Source organism: Microbacterium sp. (assembly GCF_017305435.1).
Classification (GTDB): domain Bacteria; phylum Actinomycetota; class Actinomycetes; order Actinomycetales; family Microbacteriaceae; genus Microbacterium.
In genome coordinates, this window is the sequence record NZ_JAFKIP010000006.1 from 94,007 (window position 1) to 116,282 (window position 22,276).

22 protein-coding genes and 1 tRNA gene are annotated in these 22,276 nt (G+C 71.7%); 11 read left to right on the forward strand and 12 right to left on the reverse strand.

Annotated features, from left to right (window positions below):
- Positions 1–112 precede the first annotated feature (112 nt).
- The gene (locus J0I43_RS11175) at positions 113–1,936 is read left to right on the forward strand and encodes a cytochrome c biogenesis protein DipZ (protein ID WP_367267552.1); all 1,824 of its coding nucleotides are present in this window, start codon (positions 113–115) and stop codon (positions 1,934–1,936) included.
- A 75-nt stretch (positions 1,937–2,011) separates the two neighbouring features.
- Here J0I43_RS11175 and J0I43_RS11180 read toward each other — a convergent pair.
- Both J0I43_RS11180 and J0I43_RS11185 read right to left on the reverse strand, forming a co-directional pair.
- A tRNA-Ser gene (locus J0I43_RS11180) sits at positions 2,012–2,103 on the reverse strand.
- Between the two features lie 57 nt (positions 2,104–2,160).
- Positions 2,161–2,754: a CoA pyrophosphatase gene (locus tag J0I43_RS11185; protein WP_292864439.1), complete on the reverse strand. Its 594-nt coding sequence runs from the start codon at positions 2,752–2,754 to the stop codon at positions 2,161–2,163.
- Between the two features lie 173 nt (positions 2,755–2,927).
- On the opposite strand from J0I43_RS11185, the gene J0I43_RS11190 reads away from it, so the two are divergent.
- Positions 2,928–3,839 (forward strand): hypothetical protein, encoded by a 912-nt coding sequence (locus tag J0I43_RS11190; protein WP_292863508.1) that lies wholly within the window; start codon positions 2,928–2,930, stop codon positions 3,837–3,839.
- A gap of 65 nt (positions 3,840–3,904) precedes the next feature.
- Entirely contained in the window at positions 3,905–4,291 is a 387-nt protein-coding gene (locus J0I43_RS11195; RefSeq protein ID WP_292863511.1) for a nuclear transport factor 2 family protein, read from the forward strand.
- On the opposite strand, the gene J0I43_RS11200 is transcribed toward J0I43_RS11195, so the two are convergent.
- The 4 genes from J0I43_RS11200 to J0I43_RS11215 are packed head-to-tail and all read right to left on the reverse strand — an operon-like array spanning position 4,281 to position 7,216.
- The gene (locus J0I43_RS11200) at positions 4,281–5,111 is read right to left on the reverse strand and encodes an SDR family NAD(P)-dependent oxidoreductase (protein ID WP_292863514.1); all 831 of its coding nucleotides are present in this window, start codon (positions 5,109–5,111) and stop codon (positions 4,281–4,283) included. The two genes, J0I43_RS11195 and J0I43_RS11200, sit on opposite strands and share 11 nt — an antisense overlap.
- Before the next feature lie 20 nt (positions 5,112–5,131).
- Positions 5,132–5,998, reverse strand: coding sequence for a hypothetical protein (locus J0I43_RS11205; RefSeq protein ID WP_292863517.1), 867 nt, complete (start codon positions 5,996–5,998; stop codon positions 5,132–5,134).
- Positions 5,999–6,003: 5 nt separating this feature from the next.
- Positions 6,004–6,561 carry an NYN domain-containing protein gene (locus J0I43_RS11210; RefSeq protein ID WP_292863520.1) on the reverse strand — a complete coding sequence of 186 codons (558 nt, stop codon included), beginning with the start codon at positions 6,559–6,561 and terminating at the stop codon, positions 6,004–6,006.
- 1 nt (position 6,562) lies between these two features.
- Positions 6,563–7,216 (reverse strand): SDR family oxidoreductase, encoded by a 654-nt coding sequence (locus J0I43_RS11215; RefSeq protein ID WP_292863523.1) that lies wholly within the window; start codon positions 7,214–7,216, stop codon positions 6,563–6,565.
- Between the two features lie 38 nt (positions 7,217–7,254).
- Between J0I43_RS11215 and J0I43_RS11220 the strand changes: the two genes are divergently transcribed.
- Positions 7,255–8,301: a beta-propeller fold lactonase family protein gene (locus J0I43_RS11220; RefSeq protein WP_292863526.1), complete on the forward strand. Its 1,047-nt coding sequence runs from the start codon at positions 7,255–7,257 to the stop codon at positions 8,299–8,301.
- Positions 8,302–8,387: 86 nt separating this feature from the next.
- Here J0I43_RS11220 and J0I43_RS11225 read toward each other — a convergent pair whose 3' ends face one another.
- Positions 8,388–9,641 carry an MFS transporter gene (locus J0I43_RS11225; RefSeq protein ID WP_292863529.1) on the reverse strand — a complete coding sequence of 418 codons (1,254 nt, stop codon included), beginning with the start codon at positions 9,639–9,641 and terminating at the stop codon, positions 8,388–8,390.
- 150 nt (positions 9,642–9,791) lie between these two features.
- Here J0I43_RS11225 and msrA point away from each other — a divergent pair, with 150 nt between their 5' ends.
- Positions 9,792–10,337: a peptide-methionine (S)-S-oxide reductase MsrA gene (msrA, locus tag J0I43_RS11230; protein WP_292863532.1), complete on the forward strand. Its 546-nt coding sequence runs from the start codon at positions 9,792–9,794 to the stop codon at positions 10,335–10,337.
- A 111-nt stretch (positions 10,338–10,448) separates the two neighbouring features.
- Here msrA and J0I43_RS11235 read toward each other — a convergent pair whose 3' ends face one another.
- Complete coding sequence (locus J0I43_RS11235) at positions 10,449–11,750, reverse strand: M18 family aminopeptidase (protein WP_292863535.1); 1,302 nt, start codon at positions 11,748–11,750, stop codon at positions 10,449–10,451.
- 57 nt (positions 11,751–11,807) lie between these two features.
- On the opposite strand from J0I43_RS11235, the gene J0I43_RS11240 reads away from it, so the two are divergent.
- Positions 11,808–13,637 carry a lipase family protein gene (locus tag J0I43_RS11240; protein ID WP_292863539.1) on the forward strand — a complete coding sequence of 610 codons (1,830 nt, stop codon included), beginning with the start codon at positions 11,808–11,810 and terminating at the stop codon, positions 13,635–13,637.
- A 3-nt stretch (positions 13,638–13,640) separates the two neighbouring features.
- On the opposite strand, the gene J0I43_RS11245 is transcribed toward J0I43_RS11240, so the two are convergent.
- On the reverse strand, positions 13,641–14,003 hold the full coding sequence (locus J0I43_RS11245; protein WP_292863542.1) for a helix-turn-helix domain-containing protein: 363 nt from the start codon (positions 14,001–14,003) through the stop codon (positions 13,641–13,643).
- Positions 14,004–14,096: 93 nt separating this feature from the next.
- Here J0I43_RS11245 and J0I43_RS11250 point away from each other — a divergent pair, with 93 nt between their 5' ends.
- Positions 14,097–14,954 carry an SDR family oxidoreductase gene (locus tag J0I43_RS11250; RefSeq protein ID WP_292863545.1) on the forward strand — a complete coding sequence of 286 codons (858 nt, stop codon included), beginning with the start codon at positions 14,097–14,099 and terminating at the stop codon, positions 14,952–14,954.
- Here the strand turns inward: J0I43_RS11250 and J0I43_RS11255 are convergent.
- From J0I43_RS11255 to J0I43_RS11265, 3 genes are all read right to left on the reverse strand, one after another.
- Positions 14,899–16,653 carry an AarF/UbiB family protein gene (locus J0I43_RS11255; RefSeq protein WP_292863548.1) on the reverse strand — a complete coding sequence of 585 codons (1,755 nt, stop codon included), beginning with the start codon at positions 16,651–16,653 and terminating at the stop codon, positions 14,899–14,901. The genes J0I43_RS11250 and J0I43_RS11255 overlap by 56 nt on opposite strands.
- A gap of 5 nt (positions 16,654–16,658) precedes the next feature.
- Positions 16,659–17,306 carry a PadR family transcriptional regulator gene (locus tag J0I43_RS11260; protein WP_292863551.1) on the reverse strand — a complete coding sequence of 216 codons (648 nt, stop codon included), beginning with the start codon at positions 17,304–17,306 and terminating at the stop codon, positions 16,659–16,661.
- Between the two features lie 106 nt (positions 17,307–17,412).
- Positions 17,413–18,858, reverse strand: a complete 1,446-nt coding sequence (locus tag J0I43_RS11265) for an NAD(P)/FAD-dependent oxidoreductase (RefSeq protein ID WP_292863554.1) — start codon at positions 18,856–18,858, stop codon at positions 17,413–17,415.
- A 94-nt stretch (positions 18,859–18,952) separates the two neighbouring features.
- Here J0I43_RS11265 and J0I43_RS11270 point away from each other — a divergent pair, with 94 nt between their 5' ends.
- Genes J0I43_RS11270 through J0I43_RS11285 form a run of 4 tightly spaced genes read left to right on the forward strand, consistent with a single transcriptional unit; the run spans position 18,953 to position 22,217 of the window.
- On the forward strand, positions 18,953–19,846 hold the full coding sequence (locus J0I43_RS11270; RefSeq protein WP_292863556.1) for an ABC transporter ATP-binding protein: 894 nt from the start codon (positions 18,953–18,955) through the stop codon (positions 19,844–19,846).
- Entirely contained in the window at positions 19,843–20,535 is a 693-nt protein-coding gene (locus tag J0I43_RS11275) for an ABC transporter permease (protein ID WP_292863558.1), read from the forward strand. The genes J0I43_RS11270 and J0I43_RS11275 overlap by 4 nt, the downstream gene beginning before the upstream one ends.
- Entirely contained in the window at positions 20,532–21,260 is a 729-nt protein-coding gene (locus J0I43_RS11280; protein WP_292863561.1) for an ABC transporter permease, read from the forward strand. Before J0I43_RS11275 ends, J0I43_RS11280 begins: the two co-directional genes overlap by 4 nt.
- A gap of 39 nt (positions 21,261–21,299) precedes the next feature.
- Complete coding sequence (locus J0I43_RS11285; protein ID WP_292863564.1) at positions 21,300–22,217, forward strand: ABC transporter substrate-binding protein; 918 nt, start codon at positions 21,300–21,302, stop codon at positions 22,215–22,217.
- The last annotated feature ends 59 nt before the right edge of the window (positions 22,218–22,276 follow it).

The window sequence follows — 22,276 nt, forward strand, 5'->3', positions numbered from 1 at the left end:
GGCGACTGTAGGGCGCGATTATTTCCGGCTCGTTGCGTTGGATATCCATCGGAATCCAATCGGATGCGGACTCGGCTCCGAACAACGAGCACGTTCAGCCTTGGAGGCATCCGTGATCATCTCACTCGCACTCATCGGCCTGCTCGGCGGACTCATCACGGGTATCTCGCCGTGCATCCTGCCGGTGCTCCCGGTCATCTTCCTCTCTGGCGGAGCCCAGAGCGCACGCCCGGAGGCCGTCCAGCGGCGCCGCGACGACGCGCGCGCCGCCCGAGCGGCGGGAGGCGCCGCGGAGACCGCATCGGGCGCCGTGCTGACAGCGGAGAAGCCCGCCCACGAGGACGTGCGGGTGGTGTCGCGGTGGCGCCCGTATCTCGTGATCGTCGGCCTGGTGGTGTCGTTCAGCCTCTTCACGCTGCTCGGTTCGCTGATTCTGGCGCTGCTGAACCTGCCGCAGGATGTCCTGCGCTACGCCGGAATCGTCGTGCTGCTGCTCATCGGCGCCGGGCTGATCTTCCCCCGCTTCGAGGAGATCCTGGAGAAGCCCTTCTCGAAGATCCCGCGCCGCAACGTCGGGACCGACGGGTCGGGCCTCGTGCTCGGGTTCGCCCTCGGTGCGGTGTACGTCCCGTGCGCGGGGCCGGTCCTCGCCGCGATCACGGTCGCCGGCTCCACGGGGCGCATCGGAGTCGAGACGATCATCCTCACCGTGTCCTTCGCCATCGGCGCCGCGATCCCGCTCCTCATCTTCGCTCTCGCCGGGCGCCGCGTCGCCGAGCGCGTGCGCACGTTCCGCATGCACCAGAAGGCCATCCGCACCACCGGCGGCGTGCTCATGATCGCCCTCGCGGTGGGACTGCTCTTCAACGTGCCGGCGGCCCTGCAGCGCCTGGTCCCCGACTACACCTCGGCGCTGCAGAACCAGTTCTCCAGCAGCGACCAGGTCAGCGAGGCCCTCAACCTCGGCGGGCTCGAGAACGACCAGAACAAGGACCTCGACCTCTGCACGAACAACGCCACCGAGCTCCAGAGCTGTGGCACCGCGCCCGATCTCACCGGCATCCAGGAGTGGTTCAACACTCCCGGCGACCAGCCCCTCACCCTCGGCGAAGAGCGCGGGAAGGTCGTGCTCATCGACTTCTGGGCGTACTCCTGCATCAACTGCCAGCGCTCCCTCCCCCATGTCGTCGCCTGGGAGAAGGCCTACGCCGACGCGGGCCTCCAGATCATCGGAGTGCACTCGCCGGAGTACGCGTTCGAGAAGGAAGTGCGAAACGTCAAGGAGGGCGCGGCGGGCTTCGGCATCACCTATCCCGTCGCGATCGACAACAACCTGTCGACCTGGACGAACTATCGCAACCGGTACTGGCCCGCCCACTACCTCATCGACTCCGCGGGCACCGTCCGCAACGTCCAGTTCGGAGAGGGCAACTACGCCGCCACCGAACGGATGATCCGCCGGCTGCTCACCGACGCCAACCCGGGCGTGCGGCTTCCCGCGCCCACCGACGTCGCCGACGACACTCCCGACAGCGGAGTCATCACCCCCGAGACCTACCTCGGCTGGTCCAAGGCCCAGAACTACGGCGGCGGGGACCGATACTCCAGCGGCGTCGCCACCTTCGCCTACCCCGCCGACCAGCCCGCCAACTCGTTCGCCATCGACGGCGGCGCGAACGTGGAGACGCAGTACATCGAGGCCACGGGGGACGCGGTCACCATCCGACTGAACTACACCGCCGCGGAGGTGCGCATGGTCCTCGCCGGAACAGGCACGATCACGGTCGACGTGGACGGCACCACCCGCGCGATCGACGTGTCGGGGACACCCAATTCCTACGAGCTCACGAAAACCCCCGACACCACGTCCGGAACCATCGAAGTGACGCTGCCGGCGGGAGTGCAGGGGTACTCGTTCACGTTCGGCGGCCGATGACCCGCGCGCGCTGAGGCGCAGATGGAAGAACCCCGCCCGAATGTTCCGTCGGGCGGGGTTCTCACACCGTGCGTGTGGCGGAAGTGACAGGATTTGAACCTGCGAGGCGAGTTACCCCGCCTACATGGATTCCAGCCATGCTCCTTAGGCCGCTCGGACACACTTCCATCGACGATCCTATCAGCCCCCGAACGCCCGCCCTGCGAACGTACGACCGGCGCCGGTCAGCCCGGCAGCGCGATCACGCGCTGCGCATCCCACGACTCCGTCCAGCCGAGCCGGTCGAAGAGCACGTCGAGCAGGATCGCGGTGAAACCCCAGACGAGGTGCCCGTCCAGTTCGAACGCGGGCCCCCGCCACTCCTGACCGTCGCGCCGGATCACCGTCACGCCGCGACGCCGCGGATCGAGCAGGTCGGCGACGGGGGCGCGGAACACCGCTGCAGACTCGGCCACGTCGACGACGCCGACGGGCGACGGATGCCGCCACCACCCCAGCACGGGCGTCACCAGGTGGCCCGAATACTCGAGCGGCACCTGCGGGAGGGCGCCGAGCACCTCGACGCCGGCAGGATCGAGACCGGTCTCCTCACGCGCCTCCCGCAACGCCGCGGCGACCGGTCCGTCGTCCCCGGGGTCGAGCCGGCCCCCGGGGAACGCGACCTGCCCCGGGTGCGCGCGCAGCGTCGTCGCCCGGGCCAGCAGGAGCACGTCGAGGTCGCGCGAGACGGCGGCATCCTGCGCCTCGCGCCCCGCAGGCAGTGTGTCGAGCACGCCGAACAGGATGAGCACCGCGGCGGCACGAGGATCGGCGCCCATCGGAAGATCGCGCAAGCGAGAAGGCCAGCCCGACGCCTCGCCCGCGACCGCGGCAAGCTCCGCGCGCGCGGTTCCGGTCACGTCTGCGACATCCGCTCTCCTCGTCTGCACCCACCCCCACCTTCGCCATCGCGGCGCAAGCGTGTCAAGCGGCCTCACTACGCTGGATGCCCGTGACCTCCTCCCGCGCGCCGCGCATCGGCATCGTCGTGACTGACGCCTATGCGGACGAAGACCCCGACTACGACACCCCACTGCTGCTCCCGGCGCTCGCCGACCGCGGTGCCGACGCCGCGGCGGTCGTCTGGCACGACGCGGCGCTGGACCCGGCATCCTTCGATCTGCTGATGATCCGCTCGCCGTGGGACTATCCCGAGCGCCCCGCCGACTTCGCCGCGTGGCTCGACCGCGCCGAGCACGCGACCCGCGTCGTCAACGCCCCCGCGACGATGCGCTGGAACCTCGACAAGGCCTACCTGGGCGACCTCGAGCGCGCGGGCGTCCGCGTCGTTCCGACGACCTACGCGACGACGGCGAGTGCCGCGGCAGACGCCATCGGGGCGCTCGGCACCGTCGGGGCGGTCGATCGCGTCGTCGTGAAGCCGGCGGTGTCGGCCGGAGCCCGCGACACCGGGCTGTTCGCGGCATCCGACCCGGCGGCGCTCGCCCTCGCCTGTCGGATCATCGGCCGCGGCGACGTCGCGATGATCCAGCCCGAGATCCTCGAACTCTCCGAGGGCCGCGAGAAAGCCCTCTACGTCATCGGCGGAGAGTTCACGCACGCGATCGCGAAGGGCGCGCTCCTCGCGCCCGGCGGAGGATTCCGCGGTGGCGTGTACCGCGAGAACCCCGTCCCCGTCGACGCCACCGCCGGCGAGCGCACGTTCGCGGCCGAGGTGCTTCGTGCCGTGCAGCAGGTGACGGGCGGCGATCTGCCGCTCTACGCCCGCGTCGACACGGTCCACTCCGCGCGGTACGGCCTGTGCCTGCTGGAGGTCGAGCTCATCGAGCCGGCGCTCAACCTCCACGTGGCGCCGCACGTGACCGGCATCCTCGCCGACGCCATCCTGCGCGTCCTCGCCTGACGATCGGCACCCGTGTCGGCGGCCGTGTCAGCGCCCGTGTCGGACGGTGCTGCTAGACCGGAGCCATGACGATGACGAGCGACTGGCTGGACGGATACCTGCGCGCATGGCGGACGAAGGATGCCGATGACGTGCTCGCGATCTTCACCGACGACGCGGAGTACTGGTTCCACCCGTACGACCGTGACCCGGTACGCGGGATCGAGGCGATCGTCGAGGCGTGGATGAGCCCCGAGCCGACGCAGGCGGTGTGGGATCTCGCGGTCCTCGTCGAGAGCGACGGCATCGGCATCATCCGCGGCACGGTCGACTATCCGGGCCACGCCTCCTACGTGAACCTCTGGGAGGTCCACCTCGCAGCCGACGGGCGCGCGACGAGGTTCGTCGAGTGGTACCTGACGGTGCCGGCCGACATCGGCGACGGAGTCGGCGCGGGCGCCGTCATCGCGTAGGCAGCGCCACCATGTCCGCACTCTGCTCCCACAGCCGGCGCGCGAGGAGCGGGTCGTCGGCGAGCGGTGTCGTGCGGGCGGGGCGATTCTTCGCGTTGTAGCCGCCGGAGCGCCAGTCGACGCCCGGAGTGCCGAGCGCGAGCCAACCCAGCCGCGCGCCGCCGACCTCGGTCGGGGTGAGGAGCCGGCTCGCCAGCGGATTCGTGTACATCCAGCGCCAGAGTCCGCGCGAACTGCCCGCGAACCCGCTCGCAATGGCGCCCGGATGGAAGGCGACGGCCGACAGGCCGCGGTCGCCGAACCGGCGCGCGAGCTCCTTCGTGAAGAGGATGTTCTCGAGCTTCGCGTTGCCGTAGGCCGTGCTCGCGGTGTAGCGGCGCTCGCCCTGCAGATCGTCGATGTCGAATCGCGAGAAGCGCTGCGCCGCGACGCTCGAGGTCTGGATGACGGACGCGCGGCTCTCGATGAGGCGCTCGAGGAGCAGATTCGTCAGCAGGAACCCGGCGAGGTGATTCACCTGGAACGTCTGCTCGAACCCGTCGCGGGTGAGCGTGCGCTCGCCGAAGATCCCGCCCGCATTGTTCGCGAGCACGTCGATGCGGGCATACCGCTCGGTGAGGACGCTCGCGAGCTCGCGGACCTGGTCGAGATCGGCAAAGTCGGCGAGGTGCCACGGCGCCCCGATGCTCTCGGCGACCGCCCGCGTCTTGTCGGGATGGCGCCCGACCACCACGACGCGCTCCCCCGCCGCGTGCAGTTGCCGGGCGGCAGCCGCGCCGATCCCGTCACTGGCGCCCGTGATGACGATCGTCCGGGTCATGATCTCCTCCTCCGACGTGGTCAGCCACTCTGCGGTGCGCGCGGCCCGATGATCGCGGGGTCGTCCGCATGCCAGTACTGCACCGACTGCAGGATCCAGAACCCCGCGAACAGCACGAGCGCGAGCACTTCGCCGACGAACACACCGTAGACCCGTCCGGCGTGGAGCGCGCCGTACAGCGGCATCCCGGCGACGAGCACGGCGATCGCGACCGCGATGGCGATGTAGGCGCGGCGCAGCCACGGCGGAGCGCCCGGCGCGCGGGGAGCGATCGCCGTGCGCACCGCGACGGCGGCGATGAGGAGGAAGAAAAGGGATGCCGAGGCGACGTGCGCCCATGCCAGGAAGGCTGTGCGGGCGAACCCCCAGGTCAGGCCAACGACGAGGAGCACAGGCAGGGAGATCACGATCGACACGGCGGCGCCGCGGCGGTCGACCTCGCCGGCGACGGTCAGAGCGGCCGCGAGGATCACGACGGCGGCCCCCACGATCAGGTACGTCATCACGCCGCTGTCGACGGCGGCGGCGTACTCCTCCGGAACGCACGTCCGCCGGTCACCCGGGCATGCGGCATCCGCCCCCGCGATCGATCCCGGCGAGACCGCCGTCGGCACGATCGCGACGAGCGGGGCGATCGTGGCCGCGGCATCCAGCAGCACGCGCTCGGCGCCCCGACCGGAGAGCGCGAACAGCGAGACCGAGACGGCGATCAGCGCCCCGACGAACAGGGTGTTCGCGGGGCTGTAGTAGTAGTGGCTGATCGACGGCAGGATGCCGACGACCGGCAGCGTCGTCGCGATCGCCGTGAAGACGACGACCACGGCGCCCACGATCGCGATCCGCAGGTAGCGGTAGGTCCGCTGCAGCGAGGTCGAGCCGGGGCGCATGGCGCTCAGCGCAGGAACCGGTCGGGGTCGAACTCGTCGATCGGGATGATCCGCACCCGCGGCAGCTGTGCGTCGAACGCGTCGACGTCGTACTCGAGATCGAAGAAATCGACGCCGGGGAGGTCCGCGAAGGCGGCGTTGCGGAACTCCGCGAAGCCCACGACCCCGACCCGACGGCCGTCGAGGATCGCGCCGACGTCCTCGACGAAGTCACCGTCGTGGCTGACGAGGACGACATCCCCCTCGCGATCGCGCAGCGCCCGCAGCGTCCGCTGGATCGCGATGTCGACGACCTTCTCGTCGGCGTCGCCCGAGAGCGGCACCGGCTGGAACCCGAGCGCGAGGAGCGCCTGGATGAACGGCATCGGCAGGTTCGTCGACGCGTTCAGGAAGAAGAGCCCACGAGCCTGCTGGTGCCAGGTGCGCGCCACGAAGGAGAGGACCCGATCCCATCGCGGCCGTTCGTCGGGCTGGGGGCGCCGCCCGAGGATCGAGCCGCCGAGCGTCGCGTCGATGTTCTCACCGTCGACGAGCACCCACGTGGTGCGATCGGTGCCGGCCACGTCAGACGCCCTCGGCGCGCAGCGCCTCGGCGACGGGCGTGTCGCCGGAGTTGAACCGGATCGTGCGTCCGATCGTCGACGGGTCGGCGATGGATGCCGCCACGACGGCGGCCACGTCGCCACGCGGCACGGAGGCGGACGTCGCCGCCGTGGCGTCGATCCGCCCCGTCGGCTCGTCGAGGGTCAGCGCGGACGGCGCGATGATCGTCCAGTCCAGTCCGCTCGCGCGCACGTGCGCGTCGGCGGCGGTCTTCGCCTCCGCGTACGCGAAGAACGAGTCGGCGGGGTCGACGCCGTGATCGGGACCTGCGCCGAAGTACGACACCATGAGGTAGCGCCGCACCCCCGCGGCAACGACGGCGTCGACCGAGCGGATCGCGGCATCCCGGTCCACCGCGACGGTGCGCACGGGGTCGCCCCCACCGGCACCGGCCGACCAGATGACGACATCGTTCCCGGCGACGAGGTTCGTCGTCTGGTCGAGGTCGAGGTGCTCGATGTCGATGACGAGCGGCGTCGCGCCGGCGGCCTCGACGTCGGCCGCCTGATCCTCCGAGCGGATCACGGCGGTGACGTGGTGACCGGCTGCCTGGAGCAGCGGCTCGAGGAGCAGGGCGACCTTACCGTGCCCTCCGATGAGCAGGATGCGGGCCATGGGGATCCTTCCGTCGCACTCGAGCCTACGCTGGAGGGGTGACCGACACCGCTTCCCTCGTCCTCGTGGCCAACGCCGGCGACGGCTCGATCTCCACATTCCGCCTCACACCCGGCAGCTCGGACGGCGCGTCGGCCGGCCTCGATCGGCTCGCCGTGACCGAGGGCCTGACCGGCTGCTCGACATTCGTCGTCGACGCGGCGCGCGATCTCGTCTACGCGGGGGTGAAGGGCGAGCCCGCGGGCATCGTCGCCCTCACGCTCGACCGCGCCTCCGGCATCCTCACGCCCGTCTCGCGCCTCGACCTGCCGGGCGGCGGCATGAACTACCTCGCGCTCACGCGAGACGGCTCGGGCCTCCTCGGCGTCAGCTACGGCGGCGGATACGGCATCAGTTGCCCCGTGGCGGACGGCGTGGTCGGCGAGCCGGTGTCGCGGGTGACGTATCCGAACCTGCACTCCGTGCTGCCCTCCCCCGACGGACGCTTCGCGTACCTCGTGTCGCTCGGCGCCGACCTCATCGCGCAGTACGCTCTCGCCGACGATCTGTCGCTCACGCCCCTCGACCCGCCGACCGTGGCCGCCCCCGCCGGCAGCGGCCCCCGCCACTTGGTCGTCGACGATGCGCACGACGCCGTGTACGTCATGACGGAGTTCTCCGGCGAGGTGCTGCACTACCGCCGCGACCGCGCGGACGGCAGCCTCGGGTTCGCCGGCGCCGCGACCGCGATCGACGCGTCCGCTGGGCTCGGCCGCAGCGTCTTCGGCGCGGACCCCCTCGCGCACCACTACATCTGGGGCGCCGACCTGCACCTCGCGGGCGACCGCCTCTGGGCGTCGGAGCGCACCGAGTCGATGCTCGGCTCCCTCGCGATCGCCGCGGACGGCACGCCGACGGATGCCGAGGCGTTCACCCGCACCGAGACCCAGCCGCGCGGATTCGACGTGAGCCCCGACGGCCGCTTCCTCGTCGCGGCCGGCGAGAAGTCGACGACCGTCTCGCTCTACGCCGTCATCGGCGACCACCTCGAGCTGCGGCAGCGCGCCGAGACCGGCCGCGGCGCGAACTGGGTGCGCTTCGTCTGAGCCCGCGGGGCCCGAGGCGCGCGGGGCGAGGCGAGTTTCGGGCGCTTGAGGCGACCGAAACGGCGTTCGCGGGAGTTTCGGGCGCCTCAGACGACCGAAACTCCTCGCTTCGAGCCCCGTCCGGGGCGCTCGACCCCCACGTTCACGACGCCGAGCGCGAGAACGAGGGCGGCGGCGACCGCGGGCAGGGCCATCGCGACGCCGACGCCCAGCTCTTCGGCGACCCACCCGGTGACGGCGGATGCCAGGGCCTGCGCGAGGGTCAACGCAGAGCCGAGCAGTGTCATGGTCGTCGCGGCCCGGCCCGCCGGCGCCCGCATGCCCGCGAGGGAGAAGAGCGTCACGAGCGTCGGACCGACCCCGAGCCCCATGAGGAGCAGCCACATGACGATCGAGCCGGCGTCGGCGAACATCGCGTAGCCGAGTGCCGACGCGCTGAGCACGGCCGCGAAGACGAGCCAGCGCCGGCGCAGCGCGAAGCGGTCCGGGAGCAACACGACGCCGAGCGCGAGAGCGGCCGACCCGATGCCCATGAGTCCGTACAACAGACCCGCCCGAGACTCGTCGCCGAAGCTCTGCGCGAACGCGGTGAGCGACGTGAGCGTCGTGCCGAAGAACACTCCGACGCCGAACGTCGCCGCCACCAGCACGAGGATCGGCCGCGCGAAGACGGCGCGGACGGGAGCGCGCTCCGCCTCGGCATCCCCGCCCGCCTGCACGCGCGCGGTGGGGTGCAGCGCGAACGCCGTGACGAAGCCGAAGCTGAGCGCCGCGGCGATCGCGATCGGCGCCCACGGCGCGATGAACGCCGCGAGGATGCCGACGAGGAACGGCCCGATGACGAACGCGGTCTCGTCGGCGGCCGATTCGTACGACATGACGCGGCTCGTCGTCTGCACGCGACGGGTCGGCGCGAGGCGGGCCGCGATGATCGTGAGGAGCCGGCTGCGGCTCATCGCAGCGGCCTGAGGGGCGCTGAGGCCGATCGCGAGCGCGGCGGCGAGGACGACGCCCTCCGGAGCCGCGCTCATGACGATCAGCGGAAAGAGCGCGAGAAGGAGGCCGTTCGCCAGCCCCACCGGGACGAGGACGCGGCGCTGCCCGTGCCGGTCGACGAGGTCGCCGAAGATCGGACCGGCGACGACGACGCCCACGCCGACGGCGGCCGAGGTGAGCCCGCCGAGCCCCACCGAGCCCGTCGCGGCGACGACGAGCATGAGGACGCCGACGGTCATCATCGCGAACGGCAGCCGCGCGATGAAGGCGATCGGCCAGTACGCCCAGCCGGTGTGCTGGACCAGGGTGCGCTGATCGGTGCTGGGTATGACGGTGGTTGCCACGCGCTCCTCCGAGAATCGGCTCGTTTTCACGTGCCGCCGTTTCTCGGTTGTGGAGCTGGTAGATGCACCTCGCCGCGCCATACGGCGCCGCGGAGGCATCCATTCTACCGCAGCGACCCTCGCGCCGGCCGGAGAGACCACAATGGAAGGATGACCGACGACGGCAGCATCACCCGCACCCCCGACACCGAGACGGCGGTCCTCGCCGGCGGATGCTTCTGGGGCATGGAAGACCTCATCCGCCGACAGCCGGGCGTGCTCGACACCCGCGTCGGCTACACGGGTGGGCAGAACGACCACGCGACCTACCGCAACCATCCGGGGCATGCCGAGGCGGTCGAGATCGTCTACGACCCGGCGAAGACGACGTACCGCGATCTCCTGGCCTTCTTCTTCCAGATCCACGACCCGTCGACGCTCAACCGGCAGGGCAACGACATCGGCACGAGCTACCGGTCGGCGATCTTCCCGCTGGATGCCGAGCAGGAGCGCGTCGCGCGCGAGACGATCGCGGACGTGGACGCCTCGGGCCTCTGGCCGGCGCCGGCCGTCACGACGATCGAGCCGGCCGGGGCGTTCTGGGAGGCCGAGCCCGAGCATCAGGACTACCTGCTGCGGATCCCGAACGGGTACACGTGCCACTTCCCCCGTGCCGGCTGGGTGCTCCCGAAGCGCGCGGAGACCGCCGGCGCCTGACGGCGCCCGAAGGCCCGGGGCAGGCCCGGACGCCACGTCCCTGTTCGGGCGCTACCGATCTGTGGAGCCCGAACCGCGGTGTGGCGCCCGGGCGCGGACCGGCGCCGCGGCTCAGCCCGCGAAGAACGCCTCCGCGACACGCGACAGCGCGAAGAGGTCGGCGGTGCCGGCGAGCTCGCGCGCCGAGTGCATCGACAGGATCGGGATGCCGACGTCGACGGTCCGGATGCCGATCCGGGTCGCGGTGATCGGCCCGATCGTCGACCCGCACGGCACGGCGTTGTTCGAGACGAACTCCTGGCTCACGACGCCCGCCGTATCGCACCAGCCGTGCCACGTGGCGGCGCCCGCGGCATCCGTCGCGTAGCGCTGATTGGCGTTGATCTTGAGGATCGGGCCCGACCCGAGAACGGGCTGGACGACGGGGTCGTGCTTCTCGACGTAGTTCGGATGGACCGAGTGTCCGACGTCGCTCGAGACGCACCACGACGCAGCGAGCGCACGCAGCTGCTGCTCGCGGTCCGCGCCGAGGCCCAGCTGGATGCGCTCGATCACGTCCGCGAGGAACGGTCCCGCAGCACCCGAGCGGGTCGCCGACCCGACCTCCTCGTGATCGAAGACGGCGAGGACGCTGATGTGCGCGGCATCCGTGCCCGCCTTCTCGAAGGCGACGAGCCCGGCGTGCACCGACGCGAGGTCGTCGAGACGCCCCGACGCGAAGAAGACGTCGTCCTGGCCGAACACGGCGCCGCGGGCCGCATCGGCCGTCACGAGGTCGTACCCGCGGATGCGCGCGGCGTCGACGCCCGCCGCTGCGGCGACCTCGCCCAGCAGATCGGCGAATGCCGCGCCACCCGTCGAAGCGAGTGCGGACGAGAGTCCCCAGACGGGCTGGGTCTGGGTCTGCTTGTTCAGCGCGAGGTGGTCGTTGGCCTCGCGGTCGAGGTGGATCGCGAGCTGCGGCAGTCGCAGCAGCGCCCCCGTCGCGGCGAGCACGGACGACCCGTCGTCGAGGACGAGCCGCCCCGCGAGACGCAGCTCGCGGTCGAGCCACGAGTTCAGCAGCGGGCCCCCGTAGATCTCGACGCCGGCCTGCAGCCACCCCGCGCGCCCCGTCGTCGGCTGCGGCTTGAGCTTGAGAGCGGGCGAATCGCTGTGCGCGCCGAAGACGTGGAACGGCGTGTCGGCGGACGCACCGTCCGGGACGATCCACGCGAGCACGGCCCCGTCGCGGACGACGAGCTGGCGCGCCCCCGGCGCGATGCTCCACGACTCGGTCTCGTCGAGCGCCGTGAAACCGGCGGCGCCGAGGCGGGCGGCGACGGTGGATGCCGCGTGGAAGCTCGACGGCGAATCGGCGACGAACCCGGCGAGGTCGTCGGCGTGGGCGAGGACGGCGGCTGACTGCGGCATCCCTTCAGCGTACGGCGATCCGTCGCACCCGTCGGAGGGCGGCCCTATTCTGATCTGGTGGGGGCTGACAGCGCGCAGCGCGGGGACGGGAGCAGGCGTGCCGCGCGCGGAGCGCGGGTCGTCGTCGCGGCCGCGTGCGTCGTGGGCGGCCTCTGGCTGTTCCCACGGCCGCTGACGACTCTGCAGCTGCTCGTGTGGGCCGCCGCCGTCCTCCTCGTCGCGTGGGCGGTGCGGCTCGCGTCCGGAGCGCGCGGGCGCGCGGGCTCCTGGGTCGGCGCTGCTCTCGCCCTCGTCGGCGCCGTCGCCGCGCTCCTGTTCACCTCGGAGGTCGTCCAGGCCCTCCCGGCGGTCATCGCGCTCGGTCTCGTCGCGCTCGCCGTGCGTCTCCTCGTGCGCGGCGCGTCGACGGGCGCCCGTCGGGCGACGGACGCGGCATTCGTGGTGGCGGGCGCCGTCGCGGCGGCGCTCGTGTGGGTCTGGCCCGACGTGGCCCTGCTGCTGCTCGCGTGGCTCGTCGCGGTGGCGCTCGTCGTCGGAGGGGTCCGCGAGGGCTGGCATGCGCTGCGGGGCCGGCCGTCCCGCGCGGCGGCTCGCGCACCCGGCCGAATCGTGAGCGCGGGGACGCGGAGCCCAGGGACACAGAGCCCAGGGACACAGAGCCCAGGGCGCCGGAGCACCGGAATCCGGGTCACCGCGGCGGTCGCCGCCGTCGCCCTCGCCGCGGGTGTGACCGCGGGGTCGGTGTGGGCACTGCGCGACGTGCAGCCGATCGACGACTTCTACGTCTGGTCCGGGGCGGTGCCCGCAGAACCCGGCGCGCTCCTACGCACCGCTGCATATGAGGGGGTATCGCCGAGCGGCGCGACCGCGCAGCGCATCCTGTACGCGACGACCCGCGCCGACGGGTCCGCCGCGGTCGCGAGCGCCGTCGTCGCGATCCCCACCGCGACATCCACGACCCCTCGCGACGTGCTGGCCTGGGAGCACGGCACGACCGGTGTCGCACAGAGCTGCGCCCCCAGCCTCCTCCCCGATGCGCTCGAGGACCGCGGCGTGCCCGGCATCGAGAAGATGATCGAGCGCGGCTGGATCGTCGTCGCGACCGATTACCCCGGGCAGGGCACCGGCGGGCGCTACCCCTACCTGATCGGGGAGGGAGAGGGCCGCGCGACGCTCGACGCAGTGCGGGCGGTGCGGCAGCTCGACGGCGTCGACGCCTCCCCCGAGACCTGGCTGTGGGGGCATTCGCAGGGCGGGCACGCGGCCCTCTGGGCCGGGCAGATCGCCGCCGACTACGCCCCCGAACTGCGGGTGCGCGGCGTCGCAGCGCTGTCGGCAGCCGCCGACCCGCTGGCAATGGCGGAGCGCGTCGCGGGCGCGGGCGCGACGCCCCTGGGCGACGTCATCACGTCATACGTGCTGGTGCCCTACGCAGACGAGTACGACGACATCTCCATCGAGAGCGTCACCCATCCCGCCGGCGCGACGTTCGCCCGGGCGGCGGCGAGCCGCTGCGTGCTCGACACCGGGACCGCCGCGACGCTCCTGGTCGCGCTCGGCCTCGGCACCGACGACGAGCTGTACCGCATCGATCTGTCCGCCGGAGCGGTCCACGACCGTCTCACGGCGAACGCCGCGACCGGAACGGTCGGCGCACCGCTGTACCTCGGCATGGGCACCGCGGACGAGGTCGTGCCGATCGCGATCCAGCGCGACCTCGCGGTGCGCGTGTGTGCCGCGAGCACAGCGGGAGCCGCGGTCAGCGCGCACGAGTACGCCGGACGCTCGCACATGGGCGTCGTCGCCGCCGACTCCCCGCTCATCGGCGACCTCTTCGCGTGGGCGGACGCCGTGGCAGCCGGCGGCGCGCCGACCACGTGCGAGTGAGGGTCAGCGCGCGACCATCTCGGTCGCGTTGTCGGCGATCCACTCCATGAGCGGCAGCATCCGCTCCATGAGCTCGTCGCCCCGCGCGGTGAGCGCGTACTCCACGCGCGGCGGCACCTCGGGGTAGGCCGTCCGCGCGACGAGTCCGTCGGCCTCGAGTGTGCGCAGCGTCGAGGCGAGCATCTTCTCGCTGATCCCGGCGACGGCGCGCCGGAGCTCTCCCCATCGCGCCGTGCCGTCCGTGAGCGCCAGGAGGACGAGCACGCCCCACTTGCTCATCACGTGGTCGAGCACGACGCGCGTCGGACAGTTCTCGGTGAACACCTGATCGCGCCCTGCCTGGATCTCCGCAAAACTCACCGCCATGTGGGTACCTTACCGAAAAGTGGGTACCCACGATTCGGAATGGATGCCGCGAGCGCGCGTTGCCCCTCGTGGAACCGATCGAAAGGACCACTCATGACCATTCTCGTCACCGGTGCCGGAGGGCACCTCGGCCACCTCGTCGTCGACGCCCTGCTCGCCCGCGGCGTCGCCGCCTCGGACATCGTCGCCGGCGCCCGCACCATCGCGAAGCTCGACGACCTGCACGGCCGCGGCGTCCGCACCGCTCACCTCGACTACGACGACCCGGCGACGATCGCCGCGGCGCTCGAGGGCGTCGATCGCGTTCTGCTGATCTCGGCATCCGAGCCCGGCACGCGCTATGCGGGGCACAAGAACGTCATCGATGCGGCCGTCCAGGCGGGCGTCGCGCAGTTCGTCTACACGAGCGTCTCGAAGGCGACGAGCTTCGACTGGCCGCTCGGAGCCGAGCACAAGCAGACCGAGGAGGCCCTGGCCGCGAGCGGTCTGCCGACCGTGATCCTCCGCAACGACTGGTACACCGAGAACTACGTCGGCGATGTGCAGCGCGCCGCGGAGTCGGGCGTCATCGCGGCATCCGTGGGCGACGGCCGCGTCGCCGCCGCGAGCCGCCGGGACTACGCCGAAGCCGCCGCCGTCGTCCTCACCGAGGACGGTCACATCGGCCAGGTGTACGAGCTCGCCGGTGACGCCAGCCTCACCTACGACGACCTCGCGGCCGCGGCCGCCGAGGTGCTCGGCCGCGATGTCGCGTATGTGCGGCTCACGCACGACGAGTACGTCGCCGGTCTGCAGTCCGCGGGTCTGGATGCCGGGACGGCGGAGTTCGTCGCGAGCATGGACGACGGCATCCGCGCAGGCGTCCTCGCCGACACGGACGGCACGCTGTCGCGCCTCATCGGCCGCCCGACGACCCCGGTCGCCGAGGGCCTGCGCGCCGCGCTCGCCTGAGCGCCCGGGAGCGGGTGGGGGCGAGCACGAACGCGAGCGGCACGATGCTCGCCCCCATCAGGATCACGGCGACGACGGATGCCGCGGGCAGGAGCAGCGCTCCCCCGACGAGCATCGCGGCGAAGACGACTGCGGCGATCGTCCGGCGGACGAGGGCTTCCAGCCGATCGAACCGCCGGTCGATCTCGGGGGTCGCGACCGACAGCGCCCCGCGGTCGATCTTGTCGGCGACGACATCGAGCTTCGGCGGCAGCCCCAGGAGAGTCGAGGCGTAGCCGAGCGCGCTCTTCGCGGCATCCGTCACGACGTTGCGACTCTCCTCGCGCAGCAGCCGCTGAGCGTACGGATCGATCGCCTCCCACACGTTGAACGCGGGGTCGAGCGCGCTGCACACCCCCGACGTGAGCGAGACGGCCCGCGTGATCAGCAGGAAGTTCTCCGGCAGCTGCACCGGGAGCTCGCGCATCGCCGCGCCGAAGTCGTCGGCGAAGGTGCGGAACTCGCGCGGGTCGATGTTCTGCAGCTCGCCGAACGCCATGCCGCCGAATCGCGCGAACAGCGCCGTGAGGGCGCGCTCGAGCTCGCTCGTGTCCGCGCCCGGCAGCAGCACGCCGATGCGCTGGATGCCGTCGACGAGGCCCGTGCCGTCCCGCGCGGCAACTGCGATGACGATCTTCCGCAGGCCGTCGCGGAGCCCCTCCGGGACCTGTCCCATCATCCCGAAGTCGATGAAGGTGAGCGTCCACGTGCGGCCGCTCCCGTCCGGCGCGTGCGGCGTGACGAAGACGTTGCCGGGGTGCGGATCGGCGTGGAAGAATCCCGCGCCGAACAGTTGATCGAACATCGCGCCCGCGAACGCCTGGGCGACCTCGCGCGGGTCGATCCCCGCCGCCCGCAGCGCCGCGACGTCGTTGAGCTTGATCGCGGTGACATCCGACAGCGTCAGCACGCGGCGCGTGGTCCGCTCCCACACGACGACGGGCGCCGCCACGCGCGCCCCGTCAGCGAAGGTCTCGGCGAACCGTTCCGCGTTCACGCCCTCGTGCAGGTAGTCGATCTCCTCGCGACTGGTCGCTGCGAACTCCTCGACGAGAGCGGGCGCGTCGACGCGATCCGCGACGAAGCCGATGCGGCTCAGGCGCGCCCCGATCGTGCGGAGCGCGGCGAGGTCGGTCTCGACGATCCGGTCGATGCCCGGCCGCTGCACCTTGACGACGACCTCTGCGAACCCCGCGATCTGCTCGTCGCCGTCCGCGAGCCGCGCGCGGTGCGCCTGGCCGAGGGATGCCGCCGCGACCGGCACCTCGTCGAACCACGCGTACGCACGGTCCAGCGGGACTCCGAGCTCCGCCTCGGCGAGCGCGCGGATCTCGACGAACGGCACCGCCGGCACCTCGTCCTGCAACTGCTCGAGCTCACTGGTGACCTCGGGCGGCAGGACGTCCAGGCGCGCGGACAGGAACTGCCCGACCTTGATCATGAGGCCGCCGAGGTCGACGGCCAGAACGCGGAACCGGGTGGCGATCCGCTGCGATCGCCGAGCGCGCGTGCGCTCGGCGACGCGGCGGAGCCCGATGCGCGGCAGGACGAGCTCGAACCACCACGCCTGGATCATGACCCCCGTCGCGAACCGGATGATCCGGTTGTAGCGAGCGCGGGATGGGGCGGGAGCGGAAGAGGGGGCGTCGCCCGGCGGCATCCCGCTCAGCCCTCGGCGAGGATCGCGTAGAGCCGTCGGCGCGCGTCGTCGAGGATGTCGATCGCCTGCTGCACCTGCTCGGGCGTTCCCGTGCGGCCGACCTGCATCGCCGCCTGGGCGAGGTTCGCACCGGACTTCGAGAGGGCACCGAACCCGGGGCCGTCGTGGCGGGACGCGCCCGGCGCGGCGCCGGCATCCCCTGCGGTGGTTTCGCTCGCGCGCCACGGCGCGGGCTTGTCGGCGGCTTCCGCGCGCCCGGCCTCGGTGAGCGAGTAGGTCTTGCGCCCGCTCTCCTCCTCGACGTCGACGATGCCCTCGTCGGTGAGCAGCTGCAGAGTCGGGTACACCGAACCGGGGCTCGGCTTCCACGCGCCTCCCGAGCGCTCCTCGATCTGCTGGATGATCTGGTAGCCGTGAAGGGGCTGCTCGGCGAGGATCGCGAGGATCGCGACGCGCACATCACCGCGCCCCATCCGCGACCCGGCCTTCATGTCGAAGCGGGGCAGGTCGAAGCGCTGCTCGAGTTTCTGGCCGAACTGTCCGAGCGCGTCGAAGATGTCATTCATCCCCTGGCCGCCGAACACGCCCTTGCCGTCGCCGCTGCCGCCGAAGCCCATACCGCCGAAACCCTGACCGCCGTATCCGTTGTTCATGACGACCCTTCCTCGAAGTGAACGATACTCAACGATATATCGTTCGATGCTCACCGATACCGTGAGTTCGCCGTGAAGCGCATCGACGACGAGAGACGGATGCCGCTCACTGCGGTCGCCCGAAGGCTTCCAGCCAGCGCAGCCACAGCTCGCTCACGGTCGGGTAGGCGGGAACGGCGTGCCACAGCTGCTCGAGGGGGACTTCGCCGACGACGGCGATCGTGAGGGCGTGCAGCATCTCCGCGACGTCGGGGCCGACGAGGGTGCCGCCGACGATGACGCCGCGGTCGAGGTCGACGAGCGCCCGCGCGGTGCCGGCATAGCCCTCGGCGTACGTCGCGGCACCCGCGATCTGCGCGAGGTCGACGTCGAGCGCGCGCACGCGCACCCCGGCAGCCTCGGCCTGTGCCAGCGTCGGGCCGACGGAGGCGACCTGCGGACTCGTGAACACGACCTGCGGGACGGCGCGATGGTCCGCCGTCGCGACGTGCGCCCCCCAGGGGCGCTCGTCCGCCGCGCCAGGCTTCTCACCGGTCCGCGCCCGCGCCGCGATGACGTCACCGGCCGCGCGCGCCTGGTACTTGCCCTGATGCGTGAGGAGCGCGCGGTGGTTCACGTCGCCCACGGCGTAGAGCCACTCGCTGCCGCGCACGCGCAGCGTGTCGTCGACGTCCAGCCACGCCCCGGCGCGCAGACCGACGGTCTCGAGGCCCAGGTCTTCGGTGCGCGGCACGCGCCCCGTCGCGACGAGGAGCTCCGCCGCCCGCAGCTCTTCGCTGTCTCCGCCGCCTCCGCCGAGCGTCACGACGACCTCGCCGCCCTCGCGACGCACCGCCGTCGCTGCGGTGCGCAGCCGCACGTCGACCCCCGCCTCGCGCAGCGCGGTCGTGACGGCGTCGCTCGCGAACGGTTCGACCGCGCCGAGGAGCGACGAGCGCGCGATCACGGTGACCTGCGTGCCGAATGAGGCGTACGCCGTCGCGAGCTCGCACGCGACGACGCCGCCGCCGAGGATCGCGAGGGATGCCGGCACCTCCTGCACCGCCGTCGCCTCACGACTCGTCCAGGGCGCCGCGTCGGCGAGGCCGGGAATCTCCGGCATCAGAGCGGCCGACCCCGTGCAGACGGCGACGGCGTGACGCGCGCGCAGCACGCGCTCCGATCCGTCCGGCGCGGTGACGCGCACGGCGCGCTCGCCGTCGAGGCGGGCGTGGCCGCGCACGAGGTCGATCCCCGCACCCGCGAGCCATTCCACCTGACCGTCGTCGCTCCACTCGTGCACGATCCGATCCCGCGAGCGCAGAGCCGCAGCGACATCCACGCCGCCGCGGACCGCCGCCGCGGCGCCGGGCACGGCTCGCGCCGCCTGCAGTGCGGCGGCGGGGCGCAGGAGCGTCTTGGACGGCATGCACGCCCAATAGGAGCACTCGCCGCCGACGAGCTCGCTCTCGACGATCACCGCCGAGAGACCACCCTGCACGGCCCGATCGGCGACGTTCTCGCCGACGGGCCCCGCCCCGATCACGATGAGGTCGTACTCGTCCTTCTGCATGTGTCACCTCTACCCGAGTGTGACGCCGTGTGCCACCCCCCTTCGGGATGTCGGAGGGGTGTGGTTGGGTGGAGCACACCCACCCGGAGGACGCATGGCGATCGAGTTCCGCTCCGTCACGAAGAGCTTCGCCGACGGCACCACAGCCGTCGACGATTTCAGCCTCGTGCTGCCGGCGCACAAGACGACCGTCTTCGTCGGCTCGTCGGGGTGCGGCAAGACGACGCTCCTGCGCATGATCAACCGCCTCATCGAGCCGACGAGCGGCGAGATCCTCATCGACGACGAGCCCATCCAGCAGCGCGATCCGGTGAGGCTGCGCCGCGGCATCGGCTATGTGCTGCAGAACGCGGGGCTCCTCCCCCACTTCACCGTCGTCGACAACGTCGCGACCGTTCCGCGCCTGAACGGCGTCCCGAAGAAGCAGGCCCGCGCCCGCGCGCTCGAGCTGCTCGACATCGTGGGACTCGATCGCGCGCTCGCGGAGCGCTACCCGCGCCAGCTCTCCGGTGGCCAGCAGCAGCGCGTCGGCGTCGCACGCGGCCTGGCCGCCGATCCCAACATCCTCCTCATGGACGAGCCGTTCGGCGCGGTCGACCCGATCGTCCGGAGCGAACTGCAGACCGAGACGCGGCGTCTGCAGCGCGACCTGGAGAAGACCGTCGTGTTCGTGACGCACGACATCGACGAGGCGTTCCTGCTCGGCGATCAGGTCGTCATCCTCGAGAAGGGCGCGAAGATCGCACAGGTCGGCACCCCCGACGAGATCGTCGAGAACCCGGCGAGCGACTTCGTCGCAGAGTTCGTCGGCGTCGATCGGGGCGCGCGCGCCCTGCACACCAAGCGCACGCCGCGCGGCACGGTCCTCGTGGATGCCGCGGGTCGCACGCAGGGCGTGCTGGTCGATGCCCCCGCCGATGCGGGATCCGTCGGAGAGCACCTCGGCGCCGGCGCCGTCGCTGCAAATCGCTCGGGCAGCGCGCCGTGAACTGGGTCCTCGACAACCTCGGGCTCATCGGCTCACTCACGCTCGATCATCTGCGGCAGAGCACGATCGCTATCGCCTTGGCCTTCGTCATCGCGCTGCCGCTCGGCTGGCTGGCGTGGCGCTACACGCGGCTGCGCGGCTCCGTGCTGACGACGATCGGGCTCCTGTACACGATCCCCTCGCTCGGCCTGTTCGCTCTGCTCTGGGCGGTCTTCGGCATCCCCTATCTCTCCGAGACGAACCTCGTCATCGCACTCACGATCTACGGCGTCGCGATCATGACCCGCTCGGTGACCGATGGGCTCGACTCCGTGGATGCCACGACCCGCGAGGCCGCCGTCGCCGTCGGCTACGGACCGTGGCGGCGGTTCTGGACGGTCGACCTGCCCCTCTCCGGCCCCGTCCTGCTCGCGGGGCTCCGCGTCACGGCGACGTCGACGATCGCGCTCGCGACCGTCGGCATCCTGATCGGCGTCCAGAACCTCGGGTACCTCTTCACGAACGGTCTGCAGCGGCGGATCATCCCCGAGGTGCTCACGGGCGTCGTGCTGGTCGTCGTCATCTCGCTCATCATCGACCTGCTCCTCGTGTGGGCCGGTCGCGCCCTCATGCCGTGGGTGCCCAAGCGCGAGGGCAGCCGCGCCGAACGGCGGGCGCTTCGCCGCCTCGCGGTGGAGGCGGCCGCGTGAACCTCTTCCTCGACGCCTTCGCATGGATCTTCTCGCCCGACCGGCTCACCGGATCGCTGCCCCTGCCCGTCGCGATCGGGCAGCACCTCGCGTTCACGTTCGGTTCCGTGCTCCTCGCCGCGCTCATCGCGATCCCCGCCGGCTGGGCGATCGGACACACCGGCCGCGGGCGCGAATTCGCCGTCGCCCTGTCGGGCGCGGCCCGCGCGATCCCGACGCTCGGCCTCGTCGTCCTCCTCTACCTCCTCGTCGGCGTCGTCTACAAGAGCCAGGCGGCCGTCGTCGCGTTCGTGATCCTCGCGATCCCCTCGATCCTCGCGGGGGCGTACGCCGGGTTCGAGGCGATCGACCGGGCCGTGGTCTCCGCGGCGCGCGCCGTCGGCATGACGCCGTGGCAGGTGCTCTGGAAGGTCGAGGTCCCCCTCGGTCTTCCGCTCCTCATCGGCGGCATCCGCTCCGCCACCCTCCAGGTCGTCGCGACGGTCACGATCGCCACGTATGTGGGGCTCGGCGGCCTCGGCTTCTACATCATCCAAGGCATCCAGCTGCGCGACACGGCGCAGATCCTGGGGGCATCGATCCTCGTCGTCGCGCTCGCACTGGTCCTCGACGGCTTCTTCGCGCTCGTGCAGCGCTTCCTCGTCCCGCGCGGCGTCCGCGCCCGCACCGCCGCGCCCGCGCCTCGCGCCGCCGGCGCGGCGCGGGTCGCCGCCGCCACCTCCTGACCCCGCACCACACACGCAGCATCCAGAAAGGCACCCACCATGTCACGCATCACCTCGCGGCTCGCCCTCGCAGCGAGCGCCCTCACGATCACCGCCCTCGCGCTCACCGCGTGCGGGTCCAGCGGCTCGCTGGAAGAGCCCGCCGCGACCGGCTCGGGCTCTGCCGGGGCATCCGACACCATCACGATCGGGTCGCAGGCCTACTACTCCAACGAGATCATCGCCGAGATCTACGCACAGGCCCTCGAGGGCGCCGGCTTCACGGTCGAGCGCACGTTCAACATCGGCCAGCGCGACGCGATCATCCCGTCCCTCCAGGACGGCACGATCCAGCTCACGCCGGAGTACACGGGCAACCTCCTCCAGTACTTCGACAAGACGACGACGGCCACGACGACCGACGACGTCTACGCGGCGCTCGAGAAGGCGCTCCCCGATGGGCTCGCCGTCCTCGACCAGTCGCCCGCCACCGACCAGGACTCGTACAACGTGACCGCGGCCTTCGCCGCCCAGCACAACCTGAAGAGCATCGGCGACCTCGCGGGCATCTCTCCGCTCGTCCTCGGCGGCGCCCCCGAACTCGAGCAGCGCCCATACGGCCCCAGCGGGCTCAAGGAGAAGTACGGCGTCGACGTCACCTTCTCGGCGACGGCCGACACGACGGTCGACGAGCTCGTCGCGGGCAACATCCAGGTCGCGAACGTCTACAGCGCCGACCCCAACATCAAGACGAAGGACCTCGTCACGCTGGAGGACCCGAAGGGACTCTTCCTCGCGTCGCACGTCGTGCCGCTCGTGAGCGCGTCGTTCCCGACGGATGCCGCCGCCGTCATCAACAAGGTCAGCGCGGCCCTGACCCCCGAAGGCCTCGTGGCGCTCAACGTGCAGTCCACGCAGGACCAGAAGTCGCCGGAGGACATCGCGAAGGCGTGGCTGAGCGAGAACGGCCTCAGCTGACGCACGACGAAGGCCCCGGCATCCTGCTCACGCGGGATGCCGGGGCCTTCGCATGAGCG

Bases quoted from the DNA above. Each gene is read 5' to 3' on its own strand.
- J0I43_RS11185 (WP_292864439.1), bottom strand. From the start codon at position 2,754: ATGGGCGCCGATCCTCGTGCCGCCGCGGTGCTCATCCTGTTCGGCGTG.
- J0I43_RS11195 (WP_292863511.1), top strand. From the start codon at position 3,905: ATGACGATGACGAGCGACTGGCTGGACGGATACCTGCGCGCATGGCGG.
- J0I43_RS11200 (WP_292863514.1), bottom strand. From the start codon at position 5,111: ATGACCCGGACGATCGTCATCACGGGCGCCAGTGACGGGATCGGCGCG.
- J0I43_RS11205 (WP_292863517.1), bottom strand. From the start codon at position 5,998: ATGCGCCCCGGCTCGACCTCGCTGCAGCGGACCTACCGCTACCTGCGG.
- J0I43_RS11215 (WP_292863523.1), bottom strand. From the start codon at position 7,216: ATGGCCCGCATCCTGCTCATCGGAGGGCACGGTAAGGTCGCCCTGCTC.
- msrA (WP_292863532.1), top strand. From the start codon at position 9,792: ATGACCGACGACGGCAGCATCACCCGCACCCCCGACACCGAGACGGCG.
- J0I43_RS11235 (WP_292863535.1), bottom strand. From the start codon at position 11,750: ATGCCGCAGTCAGCCGCCGTCCTCGCCCACGCCGACGACCTCGCCGGG.
- J0I43_RS11245 (WP_292863542.1), bottom strand. From the start codon at position 14,003: ATGGCGGTGAGTTTTGCGGAGATCCAGGCAGGGCGCGATCAGGTGTTC.
- J0I43_RS11250 (WP_292863545.1), top strand. From the start codon at position 14,097: ATGACCATTCTCGTCACCGGTGCCGGAGGGCACCTCGGCCACCTCGTC.
- J0I43_RS11255 (WP_292863548.1), bottom strand. From the start codon at position 16,653: ATGCCGCCGGGCGACGCCCCCTCTTCCGCTCCCGCCCCATCCCGCGCT.
- J0I43_RS11260 (WP_292863551.1), bottom strand. From the start codon at position 17,306: ATGAACAACGGATACGGCGGTCAGGGTTTCGGCGGTATGGGCTTCGGC.
- J0I43_RS11265 (WP_292863554.1), bottom strand. From the start codon at position 18,858: ATGCAGAAGGACGAGTACGACCTCATCGTGATCGGGGCGGGGCCCGTC.
- J0I43_RS11270 (WP_292863556.1), top strand. From the start codon at position 18,953: ATGGCGATCGAGTTCCGCTCCGTCACGAAGAGCTTCGCCGACGGCACC.
- J0I43_RS11285 (WP_292863564.1), top strand. From the start codon at position 21,300: ATGTCACGCATCACCTCGCGGCTCGCCCTCGCAGCGAGCGCCCTCACG.